Source organism: Janthinobacterium sp. 35 (genome assembly GCF_002754575.1).
Classification (GTDB): Bacteria; Pseudomonadota; Gammaproteobacteria; order Burkholderiales; family Burkholderiaceae_D; genus Janthinobacterium; species Janthinobacterium tructae.
On sequence record NZ_PEFN01000001.1, the window covers coordinates 4622407 to 4636105 of the forward strand.

The window sequence follows — 13699 nt, forward strand, 5'->3', positions numbered from 1 at the left end:
CGCATGAAAATCGTCGATATCCGCGAAAAGACCATCCCCATCTCATCGCCCATCCGCAATGCCTACATCGATTTCACGAAGATGACATTGAGCCTGGTGGCCGTCGTCACGGACGTGATGCGCGACGGCAAGCCCGTCGTCGGCTATGGTTTCAATTCGAATGGCCGCTACGGCCAGGGCATGCTGATGCGCGAGCGTTTCATTCCCCGCATCCTCGATGCCGATCCGGCCAGCCTCATGACGGAGGACGGCGGCAACCTCGACCCGCACAAGGTGTGGGATTGCATGTACACCAATGAAAAGCCGGGCGGCCACGGCGAGCGCTCGGTGGCCATCGGCACCATCGACATGGCCATCTGGGACGCCGTGGCGAAGATCGAACACAAGCCGTTGTTCCAGCTGCTGGCCGAACGCCACGGCGCCGGTGCGCCGGACAAAAAAGTCTTCGTGTATGCGGCGGGCGGCTATTACTATCCGGGCCAGAGCTTGAGTGCCCTGCAGGACGAGATGCGCAGCTATGTCGACCGCGGCTATACGGTGGTCAAGAAGAAGATCGGCGGCGCTTCTCTGGACGAGGATTTGCGCCGCATCGACGCCATCATGGACGTGCTGCAGGACGGGCAAAAGCTGTGCGTGGACGCCAACGGCCGCTTCGACCTCGACACCTCGATCGCCTACGCCAAGGCGCTGCGCCAGTACGATCTGTTCTGGTACGAGGAGGCGGGCGATCCGCTCGATTTCGAGTTGCAAGCCACCCTGCGCAGCTATTACGACAAGCCGATGGCGACGGGCGAGAACCTGTTTTCCATGCAGGATGCGCGCAATCTGATCCGCTACGGCGGCATGCGCGCCGACCGCGACTGGTTGCAGTTCGACTGCGCCCTCAGCTACGGCCTGGTGGAATACCTGCGCACGCTGGACATGCTGCAGCAGCACGGCTGGTCGCGCAGCCGCTGCATCCCGCACGGCGGCCACCAGATGTCCTTGAATATCGCGGCGGGCCTGGGCCTGGGCGGCAATGAATCGTATCCGGATTTATTCCAGCCGTTCGGCGGCTTCCCCGATGGCGTGCGCGTGGAAAACGGCCACATCACCATGCCGGACCTGGTCGGCATCGGCTTCGAGGGCAAGGCGAACCTGTATGCGGAAATGCGGGCGCTAAGCGGCCAGTAAGCGTTATGCGCTGCGCTGCCAGAAGCGCAGCCGGTTGCCGAACGGATCCGCCACTTCCAGGATGCGGCCCCAGTCCTCGTCGCGGATGCCGGGCCGCGCATACGGGTAATCCTTGCCCTGCAGCTCCGCGTGCAGGGCGGCGATGTCGTCGACGGGGATCAGCAGCGCCGTGCCGGGCGTGGCGTCGCCGTAGTGCTCGCTCAAGTGCAGTACCAGCTCGCCCCGCGTCAGCTGCAGGTACAGCGGCGCCGTGGGCTCGAAGCGATGCTCCCAGTCCAAAGTAAAGCTGAGGAAGCCGAGGTAGAACTCGCGCGCCTTTTCTTCCGAGAAGATGCGCAGGATGGGGATGGCAGGGGACAGCTGCATGGCGGCCCTTTCAACAATGGTGGCGATCCCACCATTCTAGCCGTGCTGCGATAGATGTGGCCGCATGCCCTGGTCGAAATCGAGTCCGGTTCCAGCGCCGGCCCGGCGCCAACGATGACAGGCCGACACGTCTGAAATACTTGCACATCATCACTTGCCCCTATAATTGCGGCATGACTTTCTTATCACTACGTGCCCGCTCCGTGCTGGCCACCCTCGGCAAAATGGCCGTTTCCCTGATTCTCCTGTTGACTGCACTGTGGGGCGCGCTGGCGCTGTGGTACCAGCTGTCCGGCGGCACGGCGGCGCAAGCCATCGGCGCCCTGTTGTGGGGCGCGCTGGGCGTGGCCAGCGTGGTGCTGTGGTGGATGCGCGGCGATGTGCGCGTGCTGCTGCCGTATGCGGCCGGTTTTATCCTGCTGCTCCTGTGGTGGAGCCTGATCACGCCGAAGCAACAGCGTGTGTGGGCCGACGACGTGGCGCGCAATGTCACGGGCACCGTCAAGGGCAGCATCGTCACGCTGGAGAACGTGCGCAATTTCGACTGGCGCAGCGATGACGACTACACGGTCAAGTGGGAGCAGCGCAGCTACGACCTCGACGAGCTGCGCACGGTGGACACGGCCCTGTCGTACTGGACGGGTCCCTACATCGCGCATACCTTGATTTCCTTCGGTTTTGCGGACGGGCGCTTTTTGACGTTTTCCATCGAGATCCGCAAGGAAAAGGGCGAGAGCTTTTCCGCCATCGGCGGTTTCTTCAAGCATTTCGAGATGAGTCTGATCGCTGCCGACGAGCGCGACATCCTGCGCGTGCGCACGAATGCGCGCGGCGAGGACATGCATCTGTACCGCGTGATGATGCCGAAAGCGGCCATGCGTTCGCTGTTCCTGGCCTACCTGGACGAAGCGCAGGCGCTGAAGGCCAAGCCGCAGTTCTACCATACCCTGACGGCCAACTGCACCACCATCGTCTTCGAGATGGTGCGCCGCATCGTGCCGGGCCTGCCGTTCGACTACCGCCTGCTGGCCTCGGGCTACCTGGACCGCTATCTGTTCGACGTCAAGGGCCTGGTGCCCGGCCAGAGCTTCGAGCAGCTGCGCACAGGGGGCCACGTCACGGCGCGCGCGCGGGCGGCGAATGACGATGCGGACTTTTCGCACGCGATCCGCCGCGGCATGCCGGGCTACGATGAAGCGGGCTTTCCGAAGCTGCAAATGCCACGCCAGTAGCGGTCTGCCTTATACTGTCGCAATTCCGACCGGCCGCCTTTCGCGGCCGGTCTCACTTTACGAATAAAGAAGGCCCGCTATGCCATTTTCCTCACTGGGTCTGATTCCCGCCCTGGTCCGTGCCGTCGACAAGGCCGGCTATGCCGTGCCGACGGCCATCCAGGCCGCCGCCATTCCCGCCATCTTGCGCGGCAGCGACGTGCTGGGCGCGGCGCAGACGGGTTCCGGCAAGACGGCCGCCTACGCGCTGCCGCTGCTGCAGGCGCTGATGGCGCCCGCTGCCGGCCCGCGCCAGGTGCGCGCGCTGATCCTCGTGCCCACGCGCGAGCTGGCCGCGCAGGTGGGGCAGACGGTGCACGCGCTGGCCAAGCCGCTGCCGATCAAACTGAAGATTTCCGTGCTGTTCGGCGGCGTGTCGATCAATCCGCAGATGATGGACTTGCGCGGCGGCGCCGATATCGTCGTCGCCACGCCGGGCCGCTTGCTCGACCTGGTGCGGCAAAATGCCGTGAAGCTGGGCGGCGTGTCGCTGTGCGTGCTCGACGAGGCCGACCGTTTGCTCGACATGGGTTTTAGCGAAGAAATCAACGCCATCCTGGCGCTGCTGCCGGGCAAGCGTCAAAACCTGTTCTTTTCCGCCACCTTCCCCGACAGCGTGCAGGCGCTGGCCGACAGCCTGCTCAAGGAACCCGTGCGCATCGAAGTGGCGTCCGAAGCGCAGGACAAGCCCGACATCGTGCAGCGCGCCATCACGGTCGACGTGCCGCGCCGCACGCAGCTGCTGCGCTACCTGATCCTGCAGCAGCAGTGGGATCGGGTGCTGGTGTTCGTCGCCACCAAGTATGCGGCCGAACATGTGGCCGACAAGCTGCAGCGCGCGGGCCTGCATGTGGGCGCCTTCCACGGCGAATTCAGCCAGGGCACGCGCAGCCAGCTGCTGGCCGACTTCAAGGCGGGGCGCTTGCAGGTGCTGGTCGCCACCGATGTGGCCGCGCGTGGCATCGACATCGCCGGGCTGCCGGCCGTCGTCAATTACGACTTGCCCCGCTCGGCCGTCGACTACACGCACCGCATCGGCCGCACGGGCCGCGCGGGCGAAAGCGGCACGGCCATCAGTTTTGTCACGGCCGACTCGGAAGCGCATTTCCGCCTGATCGAAAACCGCAACGACTTGCGCATCGTGCGTGAAGTGGTGGCCGGTTTCGAACCGACGGAACTGCCCGCGCCGGTAAGCGCCGTCACGGATACGGTAAACGGCGGCGTGAAGGGCGCGCGCAAAAGCAAAAAGGATAAATTGCGCGAAGCTGCTGCCATGGCTGCCATGGCGGAAAAAGCGGCCGGGGGCAATTAAATCCCCCTTATGTGCGCTGGCCGCTTGAACGGCCAGGTTTCCCGGACTAAGATTGTGTTTCTATAAAGCAAGGGGATGGGAATGCACATGACATTCATCACGCGCGCGGGCGCACTGGTTGGCGCGCTGGCGCTGGCTGCTTGCGCCGGCATGGGCGGAAGCGGTGACAAGCCCGATGGCACGAACGGCATGCAGATGCCGGGCAAGACAGCGGCTGATGCCGCCGTGGCCGCCACCTGGTACAACCCGCCCAGCGAATTTCCCGGCATTTGCCTGACCCAGTTCAAGGATGGCAGCTTGCGTTTCGACGGCGGCTTCGCTTTCTACAACCCCGGCCGTTGGGCGTATGACGCCGGCAGCGGCGAATTGCGCCTGGCGCTGGCGCCGACGCCTTCGCTGGAGCTGTCGCACGCGCAAATCGTGCAGCACCAGAATCTGCTGCGCATCGAGGCGGACAAGAATACGCTGGTCTATGGCGTGAAAGCCGACACCAAGGCCATCGGTCTGGGCGGCTTTGTGTTTTACCGCGACACGCCTTGCCCGGCGCGGCACGGATAAGTGGCGGATAAGTGCAGGATTAGTGTCATACGGGAATATTTAGTCGTATAATTTTAGCGCAAGCCGATTGCCGCGCAAGATGATGCCGCGCTCCAGGCAAGCTTCCATATCGCCTTGGCGATGAGAGGATGGTCCGATGGATTTGCACGACGAGCATGGTATGCCGGGTACTGCGGTGCTGGCGGCGGATGCCGTACAGCAGCCTGCGGCGCAGCGGCGCACCTTGCTGCTGGTCGATGACGAGCCGAATATCCTCGCTTCCCTCAAGCGTCTGCTGCGGCGCGATGGCTACCATATCCTCACGGCCAACAGCGGCCAGGAAGGATTGGACGTGCTGGCCAGCAATGCGGTCGACGTGATTGTGTCGGACCAGCGCATGCCCGGCATGCTGGGCGCCGACTTCCTGCGCAAGGCCAAGCTGCTGTGTCCGCAAACCATCCGCATCATGTTGTCGGGCTATACCGAGTTGCAGGCCGTCACGGACGCCGTCAACGAGGGCGCCATCTTCAAGTTCCTCACCAAGCCCTGGGAAGACCATCAGCTGCGCGAGCATATCGCCGAAGCCTTTCGCCTGAAGGGCATCGACGACGACAATGTGCGCCTGAATGCGCAACTGCGCGACGCCAACCAGGCGCTGGCGGCGGCGAATGCCGCCATGCAGGCGCTGGTGAGCCAGCAGCAGCACCAGATCAGCCGCGATGAAGTCAGCCTGGGCATCGCGCGCGAAGTACTGCAATTTCTGCCGCTGGCCGTGATCGGGCTCGACGACGAAGGCATGATCGCCTTCATCAATGCGTCGGCAGCCAACCTGTTCGAGCGGGGCGCGGCCCTGCTGGGCAGCGAGGCGGCGCTGGTCTTGCCGCAACTGTTCGACGGGCAGGACACGCCCCGCCTGGCCGCCATCGACGGTCAGCCGTATGTCGTGGCAGTCCATCCCATGGGCTTGCATTCGCGCTCGCGCGGCAGCCTGGTCACCCTGAGTCGTCATGGAGCCGATACATGAGTGAAAGCGTGAGTGAAAGCGGACGCGAGATTTCGATGGAGCAGGCGCAGGAAGGCATGGTGCTGGCGCAGGCGTTGAGCGACGCCAGCGGCACCGTGCTGCTGGCCCGGGGCGCCACCCTGACGGCGGCCAGCCTGACGGCCTTGCGCAGGCGTAATGTGGAGCGCTGCCATGTCGTCATGGACGAGGCGCCGGACCCCGCCGCGCAGGCGCATGCCGAGCAGGAACGCTTGCGCCGCCTGGAACGGCTGGCCGTGCTGTTCCGCGCCACGCCGCCCGATTCCGCCGGGGCGGAACTGCTGGCGCTACTGCAGCGCTACCGGCAAGGGGGCGCGGCATGACACGGCTCAGTTTTGAACATATCATCCGCCAGATACAGGAATTGCCGTCGCTGCCGGTGGTGGTGCTGGAGTTGCTGTCGAGCATGGACCAGGACGACACGGATGTGCATGTGCTGGCGCAAAAGATCGAGCTGGACCAGGCCTTGGCGGCAAAGACCTTGCGCATCGCCAACTCCTCGTTCTACGGCATGCAATCGAAGGTCACCAGCATTCCGCAAGCCGTTTCCGTGCTGGGCTTTCACAGCATCCGCACCGTCGTCACGGCCTGCGCCCTGACGGGCAGCTTCGCGCCCGTGGCCGGCGGCTTCGATTTCAAGGCGTTCTGGCGCCATTCGCTGGCCACGGCCATCGCCGCGCGCCTGCTCGCGCCGCACTTGCGCATCAATCCCGAGACGGCGTTCACGGCCGGCCTGCTGCACGATTTGGGCACGCTGGTGCTGGTGACGCGTTTCCCGGCCGAGTACGCGCTCGTGCGCAGCTACCGCCAGGCGCATGACTGCCAGATGGCCGAGGCCGAACTGGCCGTCATCGGCATCGATCACGCGCAAGTGGGCAGCGCCCTGGCCGCCTACTGGAAGTTTCCCGAGGCGATACAGCAGGCGGTGGCCGACCACCACGCCATCGACCGCCTGGAGGCGGGCGGCTTGCCGCTGGTCGTGCACATGGCCAACGCCGTCGCCCTGGGGCTCGACCTGGCCGGCGTCGACGATGCGCTGGTGCCGGCCCTGTCGCCCACGGGCTGGCGCAGTATCGCGCTGGACGAGCCGGCCTGGCTGGCGCTGCTGGGGCAAACCGAACACACCTTCGATGAAATGTCGCGGATCATGCTGGCATGAACAAGAAAGAGGCCATGGAAACAGACGCAGGAAAGGCATTGCCCGCCACGCCGGAACGCCGCCAGGGCGATACCATCGCGCTATCGGCGTTTTTCGACGGCCATCCCGTGGCCACCTTCGCCATCGATACGGACCATGTGGTGACGCACTGGAACAGCGCCTGCGAACAGTTGCTGGGCTTTACGGCCGCCGAGATGGTTGGCACGCGCGAGCACTGGAAGGCGTTTTATCCGCAGCCGCGCGCCTGCCTGGCCGACCTGCTGGTGGCCGACGATATCGCGCTCGGCGAAAATGACCTTTACCTTGGCAAGCTGAAGCGTTCACCCGTCATCCCCGGCGCCTTCGAGGCCGAGGATTTCTTTGCCGATATCGGCCCCGACGGCCACTGGCTGCATTTCACGGCGGCGCCCCTGCGCGATCGCCAGGGACGCCTGGTGGGCGCCATCGAAACCCTGCGCGATGTGAGCGAGCGGCGCCTGGCCGAACTGGCGCTGCGCAAGGCGCACGACAACCTGGAACACCTGGTGGCCAAGCGCACGGCCCAGCTGGCCGAAATGAACGAGCGCCTGGCCGACGATATCCGCCAGCGCCAGATCGCCGATCTGGAATTGCGCGAGCGTAACCTGGCCCTGACGGAATTGAACAGCAAGCTGTCGCTGGCCCAGCAAAAGCTGCTGCAGTCGGAAAAGCTGGCCTCGATCGGCCAGCTGGCCGCCGGCGTGGCGCACGAGATCAACAATCCCATCGGCTATGTATTTTCGAATTTCGGCACGCTGGAAGGCTACCTGGACGACCTGTTCAGCATGCTCGACGCCTACGAGGAAGCCGAGCCGGCCGTGGCCGACGCCGTGGTGGCGGCGCGCCTGCGCGCGCTGCGCGAACAGATCGACCTGGACTTCCTGCGCACCGACATACCGCTGCTGATGGGCGAGTCGAAGGAAGGCATTTCGCGCGTGCGCCGCATCGTGCAGGACCTGAAGGATTTTTCGCGCACGGATGCGCACCAGGAGTGGGTCTGGGCCGACCTGCGCCAGGGCATCGATACCACGCTCAATATCGTGAATAACGAGGTCAAGTACAAGGCCGACGTGGTGCGCGAATATGGCGACATTCCCGATATCGAATGCCAGCCTTCCGAACTGAACCAGGTGATCATGAACCTGGTCGTCAACGCGGCCCACGCCATGGGCGAGGAGCACGGACGCATCACCTTGCGCACCGGTAGCGATAATACGACGGAAGTGTGGATCGAGGTCGAGGACACGGGCGGCGGCATCGCGCCCGAACACCTGTCGCGCATCTTCGATCCGTTCTTTACCACCAAGGCCGTCGGCAAGGGCACGGGACTGGGCCTGTCGCTGGCTTACACCACAGTGCAGAAACACCACGGCCGCATCGACGTGCGCAGCGTCATCGGCCGCGGCACCACCTTCCGCATCACCTTGCCCGTGCGCCAGGCGCAGGCCGCCGTACCATGACCGAACAGGACAGCATGAGCACCAGTACCAGTACCAGCGCCAGCACCAGCGCCAGCACCGCGGCCGCGCCGCCGACCATCCTGTGCGTCGACGACGAACCGAATATCCTTTCGTCGCTGCGGCGGCTGTTCCGCCCGCACGGCTACCGCGTGCTGACGGCCGACGGCGGCGCGGCGGGCCTGGCCCTGCTCGAGAGCGAGACGGTGGACCTGGTCATCTCCGACATGCGCATGCCGCACATGGATGGCGCGCAATTCCTGGCCCAGGTGCGCCAGCGCTGGCCCGGCACCATACGCTTGCTGCTGACCGGCTATGCCGATATCCAGTCCATCCTCGACGCCATCAACCAGGGCGAGATCTACCGCTACGTGACCAAGCCGTGGGACGAGAACGATATCGTGCTGGTGGTGCGCCACGCGCTGGAACGGCGCGCGCTGGAACAGGAAAAACTGCGCCTGGAAGCGCTGACGGCCAGCCAGAACGTGCAGCTGCAGGCGCTCAACGCCAGCCTGGAAGCGAAGGTGGCCACGCGCACGCAGCAGCTGAAACAGTCGCACGACGAGGTGCAGGCGGCCAATGAGCGCCTGAAGGCCACGTTCGTGACGACCATCAAGGTGTTTTCCAACCTGATCGAGATGCGCGGCGGCAAGCTCGTCGGCCATGCGCGGCGGGTGGCCGAGCTGTCGCGCAAGCTGGCGCAGGCGCTGGGTCTGGAAGGGCAGGAAGCGCGCGACGTGTTCATCGCGGCCCTGCTCAAGGATATCGGCAAGCTCAGCCTGAGCGACGATGTGCTGGAACTGCCGGCCAGCGCCTGGACGGGCGAGCAGCTGGCCGCCTTCCGCAAGCATCCGCTGCGCGCCGAACAATTATTGATGGCGCTCGACGAGTTGCGCGCCGTCTCCGTCATCCTGCGCTCGCAGCTGGAGCGCTTCGACGGCGGCGGCTTTCCCGATGCCATGGTGGGCCTGGCCATTCCACTGGGCGCGCGCATCCTGGCGCTGGCGTCCGACTATGACGGTTTGCAGATCGGCGCCATGGTGCAGCGCAGCCTGCGCGCCGACGAAGCGCGCACCCTGATCTACGACAGCGTCGGCAAGCGCTACGACCCGGCCGTGGTGGCTGCTTTCCGCAGCATCATGGAGGAGACGGAGCCGGCGGCGCGCGACCTGACCGTGTTGTCGGGCCAGCTGGAGCCGGGCATGACGCTGTCGCGCGACCTGATCAGCCGCGATGGCTTGATGCTGCTGGCGGCCGAACACGTGCTGACGGCCCGCGTGATTGCCCAGTTGCTCGATTTCGAAGGCAAGAATGGCGGGCGCCTGAGCATCCGCGTGTACGCGCCGCCGAAAGACGCCTAGGCCTTCACGGCGCCAGTGGGCTGCAGCGGCAGGTGTACGGTAAAGCGCGTGCCCTGGCCCACTTCGGACGCCACCTCGATGCGCCCGCCATGCTTGTTGACGATGCCGTACGACAGCGACAGGCCCAGGCCCGTGCCGCTGCCGACGGCCTTGGTGGTGAAGAACGGCTCGAAGATGCGGTGCAGGTGCTCGGGTGCGATGCCGGCGCCCGTGTCGCCGATTTCCACCCACACCCAGTCGCCCGCGTGACCCGTGCGGATGCTGATCACGCCGTCGCCGCTGATGGCCTGGCCCGCGTTGACGAGCAGGTTCATGAACACCTGGTTCAGCTGCGAGGCCAGGCACAGTATCGGCGGCAGTTCGCCATAGTGTTTTTCGATGCGCGCCTTGTATTTCAATTCGTTGGCGACGATATTGAGGGTGCTGTCCAGGCCCGCGTGCAGGCTGGCCACTTGCCAGTCCGTCTCGCCCACATGGGAAAAATCCTTCAGCGCCTGCACGATGTCGCGCACGCGCTTCAAGCCATCCATCGATTCGCGCACCAGGTCCACCATGTCGTCCTGCAGGAAGGCCAGGTCGGCTTGCGCGCGCACCTCGGCCACGCGTGCGGCCAGGGACGGGCCGTCGGGCGTCTCGCGCATCGCCGTTTCATATTGCCCGATGACGCCGAACAGGGTGCCGACATAGCCTTGCAGCGAACTCATGTTGGAATTGACGAAGCCGATCGGGTTGTTGATTTCATGCGCGATGCCGGCCGCCAGCTGGCCGATGGAGGCCATTTTTTCCGATTGCAGCAACTGGTCGTGCGCTTCCTGCAACTTGCTGATCAGTAGTTGCTGTTCTTCGCCGCGCGCCTGCAGCATCGCTTCCATGCGCTTGCGTTCCGTGATGTCCGTCAGCGAGCCGATCACCTCGAACGGCACGCCATGCTCGTCGCGCACCAGGCGCAGGCTGTCGTGCATCCACAGATAGCTGCCGTCGCGTACGCGGAAACGGTATTCATAGGCGCGCGCGCCTTCGACGAAGATCTGCGCCAGGCTGGAAAAAATACCGGGGGCATCGTCGGGGTGGATGTGGTCGAACCAGAAGTTGGGGTCGGCCACCATGTCTTCGGGCTGGTAGCCCAGCACGTTCAAGGCATTGTTGCTGACGAAGGTCATCTTGAAGTCGCCGCTGGGCACGGTGCAATAGATGATGGAGGGCGTATTGTCGAGCAGGTATTGCAGGCGCACGGCCGTGGCGGCCGGTGTGTCATCGGCAGGTGGCCCCTCGCCGTGCTTGCCGGCCTCGGGGTTGGAAAAGTCGAAATCCTCGAACTGCATCGTCACACCTCGCTACCTGCACCGCATTGCCGTCATCCTGGCTGAATTATGCCTGATTCTGCCTGCCTTGGGCCGCCATCGGCACGCTCAGGGGGCCAGCGGCTGCTCGACGATCGCCATGCGCCGCGCGATGCGCTGCGCCGCTTGCGTGTCGCCCGCCTGTTCGGCGCGCAGGCGCTGCACGCCCAGCCACGCCAGCAGCGGGCGGCGCCAGCCCTGGTCCGAGGCGATGGCCACGGCCGTGTCGAGCAGCGCCGGCGTGGCGCGGCCCGAGCGCAGCAGCACGCCGGCCGCCACCAGCTGCGACAGCGGGTCGTCGATGGCCGCCACGGCGCTGGCGGCGGCCGTGTCCGAGCCGGCACCGGCTGGCGCGCGCTGCGCTTGCGGCAGCAGGGCGATGTCGGACGCTTGCGCCTTGCCGGCCAAGTAAGCCGCATACGCGCGGTCGGCGTCATTCGCGTCCGCTTGCAGGGCGTCGAAGCCGGCACAGTCCTCGAAGGCCAGACTGGCCACGCGCGCGGCGCAGCGCAGCAGTTCGATGCGCGCCACGAGCTCGAGCTTGCCCGTGCCGGCCACCTGGCTGCGGGCGCGGCGGAATTCCGTCTGCTCGACCAGGGCGTTGCCATTCAGATAGGCGGCCTGGAAGCGTTCGATGGAACTTTGCGCATTCATTTTCCAGTCCGGCACGGGCGGGCCGCTGGAGCAGGCGGCGAGCAAGGTGCACAGCAGGGCGGCGATGGCGGGGCGGGATATTGTCATGGCAGTTTGATCTCCGGATTGCGCTTGAACGGCCATTTGCGGTTGATGTCATTGACCAGCTGCTCGACCTTGCGCAGATTGCTTTCCACGTCCGCGCGCAGCGGGCCCAGGTCGGCTGTCGCCGCCCTGGCGTTGGCGCCCACGGCTTGCGCCTCGACCAGCACGGCGTCGACCTTTTTCAGGCTGTTGCGGGTGTCGGCCAGCAGGGCGTTCAGCTGCACGATGGTGGCCTGCGCATCCGTCATCACGCCCTTGTCGCCAAAGACGCGCGTGTCGGCATTGGCCACCAGGCCATCCGTGCGGCGTGCCAGCTGGTCCGCCGTGACCAGCAGGGCGTTGGCCCGTTCGACCAGCAGGCGCGACTGCTTGTCGTCGCCCGTCAGCAAGCCCATGGCGCCGCCCGGGCCGCTCAGCTTGCCCGTCACGGCCTGCACATTGCGCAGGGTGCCGTCGAGCGGAGAATCGGTGCCCGTCAGGCTGCCCAGGTTGTTCAGTAAGTCTTTCGCGGCGGCCAGCAGGCGCGGGATTTCCGCCGCCATGTCGCCCACCAGCAAGTCGCGCGTGGCGTCGTCGGGCAGCGGCGGGTCCGTCAGGATGCCGCTGTAGGCGCGCAGCTTGGCGCCGCCGACGATGCCCCGTTCCAGGGTGAAGATGGAGCTGCTGCGCAGCCAGTGCGCGTCTTTGCGCGGCACGTCGATGATGACGCGCGCGCGCCCGTCCGGCGCCAGTTCGATGCGTTGCACGCGGCCGATGGGAAAGCCGGAAAAGGTCAGGTCGGCGCCCACGCCCACGCCGTCCGAGTCGTCGGCCGTCAGCACCAGCGTCTGCGTGGCTTCGAAGGCGCCGCGCGCATACATCAGGTAGACGACCGAGCCGACCAGCAGCACGAACATGAAGACGAGCAGGATGGCCGCCTTCAGTTCGGCATGGCGCACGGGCGGCGGGGCGGGCAGCACGGCATCTGGCGTGAGACCGGCGGGCGCGGTGACGTCGACCTGGTCGGGATTGGGGGGCTGGCTCTGGCTCATGGATTCTGGCTCTCGTATGGGTGGTTCGGGGATCGCTGGCGGTGGCGGCGGGGCATCAGTAGTAATTGCCCATCAGCGAAGCCACTTCGATCAGCAGGATGACGGAAAACAGGCGCAGCATTTCGGACAGGCCATGCGCGGCCCATAGCCGGTTGCGCCGGCTGTGCGGCTCTTCCGGATAGTAGGAAGAGGCCAGCGGGATCAGGGCCACGGCAAAGCTGAAGAAGATGACTTTGAGCATCAGGATCAGGGCCACGGCCGGATTGAAAATTTGCCCCACGACGCGCGTGTAGCCTTGCAGCGCCCACGGCGTAAAACCGTAGATGGTGAGGTAGGCGAGGATCAGCGAGGTGACGCAGCTGACGATGGCCAGCATCCACACGGCGAAGATGCCCGACATGACGCGCGGAAAGTACTCGCGGCGCAGCAGGTCGACGCCCTGGCGCTGCATGGTATCGAGCATGCCGGAAGAGCGCATTTGCGCAAACGCAATGCCGTCGGGCAGGGTCAGGCGCAAGGCCACGAACAGGGCAGCCGTCAACGGTATCAGTTCCAGCACCAGCACGCGCACCACCATTTCCAGCGCATAGCGCGACAGGCCGTAGCTTTGCGCACTGACGACGACGATGCGGATGAGCACCAGGCTGACCAGCGCGCAGGCCACGCTGAACCACACAAGATTGGGCGCCGTATTCGTCACCAGACGGTGCGCGAGGATGGGGCGGTTGTCGCGGTTATAGCTCGACGGCGACAGGGCCAGCGAAAACACGAGGATGGCGAAATGCAGCATGCGCCACCAGCTGACCAGCCAGGCCATGGTAGCCCGGTGCAGGCGGCGCAGGCTGATGATGAGGGAGACGGATAGGGTCATCATGGCATCTTAACATTGGATGC

The 13699-nt window shown here is 65.3% G+C and carries 14 protein-coding genes; 9 read left to right on the forward strand and 5 right to left on the reverse strand.

From position 1 onward, the window contains the following. Nucleotides 1-3: 3 nt before the first annotated feature. Nucleotides 4-1173 (forward strand): mandelate racemase/muconate lactonizing enzyme family protein, encoded by a 1170-nt coding sequence (locus CLU93_RS20615; protein ID WP_099763103.1) that lies wholly within the window; start codon nucleotides 4-6, stop codon nucleotides 1171-1173. 3 nt (nucleotides 1174-1176) lie between these two features. On the opposite strand, the gene CLU93_RS20620 is transcribed toward CLU93_RS20615, so the two are convergent. Then, nucleotides 1177-1539, reverse strand: a complete 363-nt coding sequence (locus CLU93_RS20620) for a glyoxalase superfamily protein (protein ID WP_099763104.1) — start codon at nucleotides 1537-1539, stop codon at nucleotides 1177-1179. A 173-nt stretch (nucleotides 1540-1712) separates the two neighbouring features. On the opposite strand from CLU93_RS20620, the gene CLU93_RS20625 reads away from it, so the two are divergent. The 8 genes from CLU93_RS20625 (at nucleotide 1713) to CLU93_RS20660 (ending at nucleotide 9696) form a co-directional block, all read left to right on the forward strand. Beyond that, nucleotides 1713-2771 (forward strand): Lnb N-terminal periplasmic domain-containing protein, encoded by a 1059-nt coding sequence (locus CLU93_RS20625; RefSeq protein ID WP_180287896.1) that lies wholly within the window; start codon nucleotides 1713-1715, stop codon nucleotides 2769-2771. Between the two features lie 79 nt (nucleotides 2772-2850). Beyond that, nucleotides 2851-4122, forward strand: coding sequence for a DEAD/DEAH box helicase (locus tag CLU93_RS20630; protein WP_099763106.1), 1272 nt, complete (start codon nucleotides 2851-2853; stop codon nucleotides 4120-4122). Between the two features lie 87 nt (nucleotides 4123-4209). Continuing rightward, nucleotides 4210-4680 carry a hypothetical protein gene (locus CLU93_RS20635; protein WP_133250804.1) on the forward strand — a complete coding sequence of 157 codons (471 nt, stop codon included), beginning with the start codon at nucleotides 4210-4212 and terminating at the stop codon, nucleotides 4678-4680. Between the two features lie 136 nt (nucleotides 4681-4816). Continuing rightward, nucleotides 4817-5683 carry a response regulator gene (locus CLU93_RS20640; RefSeq protein WP_099763108.1) on the forward strand — a complete coding sequence of 289 codons (867 nt, stop codon included), beginning with the start codon at nucleotides 4817-4819 and terminating at the stop codon, nucleotides 5681-5683. Next, the gene (locus CLU93_RS20645; RefSeq protein ID WP_099763109.1) at nucleotides 5680-6024 is read left to right on the forward strand and encodes a hypothetical protein; all 345 of its coding nucleotides are present in this window, start codon (nucleotides 5680-5682) and stop codon (nucleotides 6022-6024) included. Before CLU93_RS20640 ends, CLU93_RS20645 begins: the two co-directional genes overlap by 4 nt. Continuing rightward, nucleotides 6021-6860, forward strand: coding sequence for an HDOD domain-containing protein (locus CLU93_RS20650; RefSeq protein ID WP_099763110.1), 840 nt, complete (start codon nucleotides 6021-6023; stop codon nucleotides 6858-6860). The genes CLU93_RS20645 and CLU93_RS20650 overlap by 4 nt, the downstream gene beginning before the upstream one ends. A 14-nt stretch (nucleotides 6861-6874) precedes the next feature. Continuing rightward, on the forward strand, nucleotides 6875-8338 hold the full coding sequence (locus CLU93_RS20655) for an ATP-binding protein (protein WP_099764512.1): 1464 nt from the start codon (nucleotides 6875-6877) through the stop codon (nucleotides 8336-8338). 14 nt (nucleotides 8339-8352) lie between these two features. Further along, a complete protein-coding gene (locus CLU93_RS20660; RefSeq protein ID WP_099764511.1) occupies nucleotides 8353-9696 on the forward strand; it encodes an HD domain-containing phosphohydrolase in 1344 nt (447 codons plus the stop codon). Here the strand turns inward: CLU93_RS20660 and CLU93_RS20665 are convergent. The 4 genes from CLU93_RS20665 to CLU93_RS20680 all read right to left on the reverse strand — a co-directional run bounded on the left by CLU93_RS20665 (nucleotide 9693) and on the right by CLU93_RS20680 (nucleotide 13676). Further along, nucleotides 9693-11018, reverse strand: a complete 1326-nt coding sequence (locus tag CLU93_RS20665; RefSeq protein ID WP_099763111.1) for an ATP-binding protein — start codon at nucleotides 11016-11018, stop codon at nucleotides 9693-9695. The genes CLU93_RS20660 and CLU93_RS20665 overlap by 4 nt on opposite strands. Before the next feature lie 87 nt (nucleotides 11019-11105). Then, nucleotides 11106-11777, reverse strand: coding sequence for a hypothetical protein (locus CLU93_RS20670; protein ID WP_099763112.1), 672 nt, complete (start codon nucleotides 11775-11777; stop codon nucleotides 11106-11108). Beyond that, a complete protein-coding gene (locus CLU93_RS20675) occupies nucleotides 11774-12805 on the reverse strand; it encodes an MlaD family protein (protein WP_099763113.1) in 1032 nt (343 codons plus the stop codon). The genes CLU93_RS20670 and CLU93_RS20675 overlap by 4 nt, the downstream gene beginning before the upstream one ends. Nucleotides 12806-12860: 55 nt before the next feature. Next, entirely contained in the window at nucleotides 12861-13676 is an 816-nt protein-coding gene (locus CLU93_RS20680) for an MlaE family ABC transporter permease (protein WP_099764513.1), read from the reverse strand. Between the last annotated feature and the right edge of the window lie 23 nt (nucleotides 13677-13699).

Excerpts from the sequence above, each read along its gene's own strand:
- CLU93_RS20655 (WP_099764512.1), top strand. The coding sequence starts at position 6,875 with ATGGAAACAGACGCAGGAAAGGCATTGCCCGCCACGCCGGAACGCCGC.
- CLU93_RS20615 (WP_099763103.1), top strand. The coding sequence starts at position 4 with ATGAAAATCGTCGATATCCGCGAAAAGACCATCCCCATCTCATCGCCC.
- CLU93_RS20635 (WP_133250804.1), top strand. The coding sequence starts at position 4,210 with ATGACATTCATCACGCGCGCGGGCGCACTGGTTGGCGCGCTGGCGCTG.
- CLU93_RS20625 (WP_180287896.1), top strand. The coding sequence starts at position 1,713 with ATGACTTTCTTATCACTACGTGCCCGCTCCGTGCTGGCCACCCTCGGC.
- CLU93_RS20645 (WP_099763109.1), top strand. The coding sequence starts at position 5,680 with ATGAGTGAAAGCGTGAGTGAAAGCGGACGCGAGATTTCGATGGAGCAG.
- CLU93_RS20620 (WP_099763104.1), bottom strand. The coding sequence starts at position 1,539 with ATGCAGCTGTCCCCTGCCATCCCCATCCTGCGCATCTTCTCGGAAGAA.
- CLU93_RS20630 (WP_099763106.1), top strand. The coding sequence starts at position 2,851 with ATGCCATTTTCCTCACTGGGTCTGATTCCCGCCCTGGTCCGTGCCGTC.
- CLU93_RS20680 (WP_099764513.1), bottom strand. The coding sequence starts at position 13,676 with ATGACCCTATCCGTCTCCCTCATCATCAGCCTGCGCCGCCTGCACCGG.
- CLU93_RS20650 (WP_099763110.1), top strand. The coding sequence starts at position 6,021 with ATGACACGGCTCAGTTTTGAACATATCATCCGCCAGATACAGGAATTG.
- CLU93_RS20675 (WP_099763113.1), bottom strand. The coding sequence starts at position 12,805 with ATGAGCCAGAGCCAGCCCCCCAATCCCGACCAGGTCGACGTCACCGCG.
- CLU93_RS20640 (WP_099763108.1), top strand. The coding sequence starts at position 4,817 with ATGGATTTGCACGACGAGCATGGTATGCCGGGTACTGCGGTGCTGGCG.
- CLU93_RS20660 (WP_099764511.1), top strand. The coding sequence starts at position 8,353 with ATGAGCACCAGTACCAGTACCAGCGCCAGCACCAGCGCCAGCACCGCG.
- CLU93_RS20665 (WP_099763111.1), bottom strand. The coding sequence starts at position 11,018 with ATGCAGTTCGAGGATTTCGACTTTTCCAACCCCGAGGCCGGCAAGCAC.
- CLU93_RS20670 (WP_099763112.1), bottom strand. The coding sequence starts at position 11,777 with ATGACAATATCCCGCCCCGCCATCGCCGCCCTGCTGTGCACCTTGCTC.